Raw genomic sequence first — 5,192 nt, 5'->3', positions numbered from 1 at the left:
TGGGAGAAACACGTGGGCCGGGGGACCGTGGGGCCCGCCTAACGGGGGGAGACGGGGTGGACCACCAAGACCCGTTGGAGCTTCGGCGGCCCGGAGCGCCCCGACTACCCCGCCTGGCGCGAACTCTTCCGTGGCTACTGCGCGTTCTACCGGGTGCCGATGCCGGAGGAGAAGGCCGAACTGGTCTGGTCCTGGCTCCACGACCCGGACCACGAACTGGAGGGCCTGCTGGTCCGCGACGGCGACGGCACGCCGGTCGGGCTCGCCCACTACCGCCCCTTCGCCCGCCCCCTGCACGGCGCCGTCGGCGGCTTCCTCGACGACCTGTTCGTCGCGCCCGAGGCGCGCGGCGGCGGAGCGGTGGACCAGCTGCTGGCCCGGCTGCGGGCGATCGCCGCCGAGCGCGGCTGGAACACCGTCCGCTGGATCACCGCCGACGACAACCACCGCGCCCGCAGCAAGTACGACCAGGTCGCCACCCGGACCATGTTCGTCACCTACGACATGGCCCCGGACGCCCCGTGACCCGTGTCCGGGCGGCCTGAGGTCGTGCCCTGGGAGCGGGCCCCGGGTGCGGTCGCGGCCGGGCCCGTGATCCTGCCGCCGGACATTCGTTCGGACTTTCTGTTATCGGCGCGCCGCCGGGCGGTCTCCCAGGTGTCGGCACCCGACCCGCCGACCCGGACAGAAAGCGTGGGCACGTGAACAGCGACGACAGGACGACCATCCTCCCGGCGATCGGTGCCGAGAGCGGTGCACGGAGCGGAGCCTCCGGCCGACCCGGCGGCCGCGCCGCGCGTCGGGCCGCCCAGCGGCACACGGAACGCCCCGGAGGCCGGGGCCGCCGGGCCCGACGGCGCGGTCCGGTCGGTCCGGTCGCCGCCGTCGCCGCCGCCGTGGCCGGCACCGGACTGCTCGCCGCCCTGGTCGGCGCCGGCTACGCGGCCTACGGCGGCAAGCAGGCCGACCGGGACACCACCGGCCAGGCGATGGCGGCGGACGCCGCCCTGATAGCCGCCGAGGCCGGCACCCACGACGGCATCCAGGTCCCCGGCGCCGGGGGAGCGGGCCCCGACGTCGCCGCGCCGCCGGCCACCTCGGCCGCCACCGACCCGGCGTCGGCTCCGGCCAGTGCCGCCGCGACCACCCCCGCCACCCCGGCGTCCCCGACAGCCCCGGCGACCGCGAGGGCGACGCCGACCCCGACGGCCACCGGGAAGCCGGGCCCGAGCACGCCCGTGACCGCTCCCGTTCCCGCCAAGCCCACCGGCACCCCGGCCGCCGCGCAGCGCACCGGGGCCCCTACGAGCGCCTCGGTGCCCACCCCGGTCGGCGGCGGCGCCGCGCCCTCCTCCGCCCAGCAGGTCGTCGACCTGGTCAACGTCGAACGCGCCAAGGCCGGCTGCGGCCCGGTCAGCGCCGAGCCCCGGCTGGCCAGCGCCGCCCAGTCGCACAGCGACGACATGGCGGACCGCAACTACTTCGACCACGCCAGCCCCGACGGAGACCACGCCGACCACCGCATCGAGGCGACCGGCTACCGCTGGAGCACCTGGGGCGAGAACATCGCCCGCGGCCAGAAGGACCCGGCCGCGGTGATGGAGTCCTGGATGAACAGCCCCGGTCACCGTGCGAACATCCTGAACTGCGCGTTCAAGCAGCTCGGGGTCGGTGTGCGGACCGGTTCCGGCGGCCCCTGGTGGACCCAGGTCTTCGCCGCCCCGGCCTGACCGGCCCTCCGGCAGGGCCCGTTTTCCGATTCCGCGCAAATTGTTGTTATCTGATCACTCACCACAGGTCTCCGAGGAGGCAGCGGCGGACGGAACACGGCAAGACGGAGTGCGGACCATGAACGCTGACGTGCAGAACAGGACCGGGACCACCCTGGTACGCGCGGCCCAGGCGGGCGACCGGCAGGCCCAGGAGGCGCTGGTCGCCGCCTGGCTGCCGCTCGTCTACAACGTCGCCGGGCGCGCCCTGGACGGTCACGCCGACGTCGACGACGTCGCCCAGGAGACCATGATCCGCGCCCTGGACGGCCTGGACGGGCTGCGCGAGCCGGAGTCCTTCCGCTCCTGGCTGGTCGCCATCACCATGAACCAGATCCGTCGCCGCCACGCCGCCGGCCAGCAGCAGCCCACCGTCGGCGGCCTCGACGAGACCTGGGAACTCGCCGACCCCAGGGCCGACTTCACCGACCTCACCGTCCTGCGCCTCGGCCTCTCCGGCCAGCGCCGGGAAGTCGCCGAGGCCACCCGCTGGCTCGACCCCGACGACCGCGAACTCCTCGCCCTCTGGTGGCTGGAGGCCAGCGGCGAACTCACCCGCGCCGAACTGGCCGAAGCCCTCGACCTGACCCCGCAGCACACCGCCGTCCGCGTGCAGCGGATGAAGAAGCAGCTCGAAGCCGGCCGGATCGTCGTCCGCGCCCTCGGCGCCTACCCCCGCTGCCCCGAACTCGCCGACGTCACCACCGGTTTCGACGGCACCCCCAACTCCGTGTGGCGCAAGCGCATCGCCCGCCACATCCGCGGCTGCGCCACCTGCGACCGCCTCGGCCGCGATCTCTTCCCCGCCGAAGGGCTGTTGGCCGGCCTCTCCCTGGTGCCGATCCCGCTCGGCTCGCCCGCGCTGCTGCACTTCCAGCACACCGCGGCCACCGTCGCCACCGCCGCCCCGACCGCCGCGAGCACCCACGGCGGCTGGGCCGGGACGGCCGCGCGCAAGGCCGTCCTGGCGAGCGGTGCGGTGGCGGTGGTGACCGTCACCACCCTCGCCCTGGTCTGGTCGCACCCCGCCGAAACCCCGAGGGAGGCGGCCCCCGAACCCACCACCCCGGCCGCCGCTCCCGCCGCCCCGGTGCCCACCGCGACCCCGGCCTCCGCCCCGGTCACCCTGACGGCCACGCCCACGCCGACCCCCAGCGAGACGCCGACGGCCACGCCGTCACCCACCGCCACCCGGTCGGTGGCCCCGCCGCCGCCCAGCCCGGAGCGCCAACTCGTCGACCTCGTCAACGCCGAACGCGGCAAGGTGGGCTGCGCCCCCCTGCGGATCGACCCCCGACTGCACACGGCCGCCCAGAAGCACGCCGACGACATGGTCGCCCGCGGCTTCTTCGACCACGTCAACCCGGACGGTGTCCGCACCGACGCCCGGCTGACCGCCGTCGGCTACCGCTGGTCCCAGTGGGGCGAGAACCTCGACCGGGGCCCGACGTCCCCCGCCACGGTGGTCGCCCACTGGATGGACGGCGGCATCCACCAGACCAACATGCTGGACTGCGGCTTCAAGGACGTCGGCATCGGTCTGGCCACCGGCCCCGCCGGCGTCTACTGGACCCAGGACCTCGGCGCCCAGCTGCCCTGACGCCACGCTGTTGCGAGCTATGCGGGGGTGACACCGACCAGTCCGTCGGCCGAGCCCGTCACGTACCCGGTCGCCTCCCCGACCACGCCGCCCGCGTCCCCGACCTGCCCCGGCAACGCGTCCGGCGCACTGGTCAGCGACCCGGACATTCCGTCCTGCCCCCCGACGGCACTGGCGTGCGCACTCGGTGCGGTGAGCGAGGCCACGAAACCCACGGCGAGCGAGGCGACGGCGAGCATGCTGCGCTTCTTCATGGCGGGTCCAACGACGATCCGCCGGGCGGGTTACGAGGGCGGCGGCGGATTCCCTCGTCCGTGGCCGTGCGGCCGGGGCCGTGGCACAGCCGCAGCCCGGTGACGGCCGGTCGGCCGAACGGCGGTACCGCGGGCGCCGGACGGGCTGCCGGGCCCCGGGCCTTTTCCGGTGGCGGGAGGCGTGGGAGGGCGGTGGGATGGGGAGGGGTCGGGAATGATTCCGGCAAATCGGTTGAATCACCACACTTTCGGTCTCATCGACGTCGGTCTCATCGACCAGGACCCCCCACCGCGACACGAAGGGCACCCGATGCACGCAGCCGAGCTAACGCCAGCCGTCCTCGCCGAGCTGCGCCGCCCCCGGCGCTACCCGGCCGTCTCCGTTCTGCTGCCCACCCACCGCAGCGAGCCCGACAACACCCAGGACCCGGTCCGCCTGCGCAACCTCGTCGCCGAGGCGAAGAACCGGCTGCACGCCGACGAGGCGGTCAGCCGGGCCGACCGGCTGGACGTCGTCGAGCAGCTGGACCGCGCGCTCACCGAGGTCGACCTCGTGCACGCCGAGGACGGCCTGGTGATCTACGCCGCCCCCGGCGAGCACCAGGTGTGGTCCCTGCCGCGCCCGGTGCCCGCCCGGGTCGTGCTGTCCGAGACCTTCCTGACCCGCAACCTGGTCTCCGCCTACACCGCCGGTGCGCCCTACTGGGTGCTGACCGTCGCCGCCGACCGGGTCGCCCTGTTCAGCGGCAGCGGGGCGCACCTGGCCGAGCACACGAGTGCAGCCTTCCCGCTCGACCAGGTCCCGCCGGACTGGGACGTCGAGCGCAAGGAGCGGATCGGGGACGTACCGAGCACCTTCCGCGACGAGGAGACCCGCCGCTTCCTGCGTTCGGCCGACACCGCGCTGGCCGCCGTGCTGGAGGCCGACAACCGCCCGCTGTACGTGCTCGGCGAGGCCGCCGCGATCTCCCTGCTCGACGAGGTCGGCACCGCCGCCAAGCGGGCCACCGCCCAGGTCTCGCGCGGCGGCCTCGGCCATGCCGCCGCCGCCGCGGTGGCCGAGGCCGTCCGGTCCACGGTCGCCGAGCAGGGCAGCAAGGCCGTCACCGAGCTGCACGAGCGCCTCGACCAGGCCCAGGGTGTGAAGGGCCTGGCCGCAGGCATCGACGAGGTCTGGCAGACCGTCGCCGAGGGCCGCGCCGCGGTGGTCGCGGTGGAGGAGGACTACTGGCAGCCCGTCCGGGTGACCGACAACCACCTCGTCCCGGCGGCGGCCGGTGAGCCCGACGTCCGCGAGGACATGGTCGACGAGATCGTGGAGCGCGCCCTCGACACCGGAGCCAAGGTGCAGTTCGTCCCCACCGGCGAACTCGACGCCCGCGGCCACATCGCGGCCGTCCTGCGGTACTGAGCCGCCCGGTACTGACCCGCCCGGTGGGGGGGGGGGGAAAGGCAGCAAGAGCGCCCCCCCCCTTCCCCCCCCCCTTCTTCCCCGCGGAAAGACCCCCCCGCCACACCCCCAAAAAAAAACAAAACACCCACCCCCCCCCCCCCCCCCCCTCGCCAAGA

General features: G+C 74.8%; 4 protein-coding genes and 1 pseudogene. 4 read left to right on the top strand and 1 reads right to left on the bottom strand.

What is annotated here, in order from left to right; all coding sequences use genetic code 11:
• Positions 1 to 126: 126 nt before the first annotated feature.
• The 3 genes and pseudogenes from ACFVX9_RS20065 to ACFVX9_RS20055 form a co-directional block, all read left to right on the top strand.
• A pseudogene (locus ACFVX9_RS20065) lies at positions 127 to 525 on the top strand (GNAT family N-acetyltransferase); the annotation flags it as partial.
• A gap of 176 nt (positions 526 to 701) precedes the next feature.
• Complete coding sequence (locus ACFVX9_RS20060; RefSeq protein ID WP_387982788.1) at positions 702 to 1,730, top strand: CAP domain-containing protein; 1,029 nt, start codon at positions 702 to 704, stop codon at positions 1,728 to 1,730.
• Positions 1,731 to 1,848: 118 nt separating this feature from the next.
• Positions 1,849 to 3,369 (top strand): sigma-70 family RNA polymerase sigma factor, encoded by a 1,521-nt coding sequence (locus ACFVX9_RS20055; RefSeq protein ID WP_387982786.1) that lies wholly within the window; start codon positions 1,849 to 1,851, stop codon positions 3,367 to 3,369.
• 17 nt (positions 3,370 to 3,386) lie between these two features.
• Here ACFVX9_RS20055 and ACFVX9_RS20050 read toward each other — a convergent pair whose 3' ends face one another.
• On the bottom strand, positions 3,387 to 3,623 hold the full coding sequence (locus ACFVX9_RS20050) for a hypothetical protein (protein ID WP_063346066.1): 237 nt from the start codon (positions 3,621 to 3,623) through the stop codon (positions 3,387 to 3,389).
• A 310-nt stretch (positions 3,624 to 3,933) separates the two neighbouring features.
• Here ACFVX9_RS20050 and ACFVX9_RS20045 point away from each other — a divergent pair, with 310 nt between their 5' ends.
• Positions 3,934 to 5,034, top strand: a complete 1,101-nt coding sequence (locus ACFVX9_RS20045; protein ID WP_063346065.1) for a hypothetical protein — start codon at positions 3,934 to 3,936, stop codon at positions 5,032 to 5,034.
• Positions 5,035 to 5,192 lie beyond the last annotated feature (158 nt).

It is taken from the genome of Kitasatospora sp. NPDC058243 (assembly GCF_042882025.1).
Classification (GTDB): Bacteria; Actinomycetota; Actinomycetes; order Streptomycetales; family Streptomycetaceae; genus Kitasatospora.
This window is presented reverse-complemented; position numbering and strand designations above follow the sequence as displayed.

What these genes read in the sequence shown, in the direction of transcription:
- ACFVX9_RS20055 (WP_387982786.1), top strand. Translation starts at nt 1,849, where the DNA reads ATGAACGCTGACGTGCAGAACAGGACCGGGACCACCCTGGTACGCGCG.
- ACFVX9_RS20050 (WP_063346066.1), bottom strand. Translation starts at nt 3,623, where the DNA reads ATGAAGAAGCGCAGCATGCTCGCCGTCGCCTCGCTCGCCGTGGGTTTC.
- ACFVX9_RS20045 (WP_063346065.1), top strand. Translation starts at nt 3,934, where the DNA reads ATGCACGCAGCCGAGCTAACGCCAGCCGTCCTCGCCGAGCTGCGCCGC.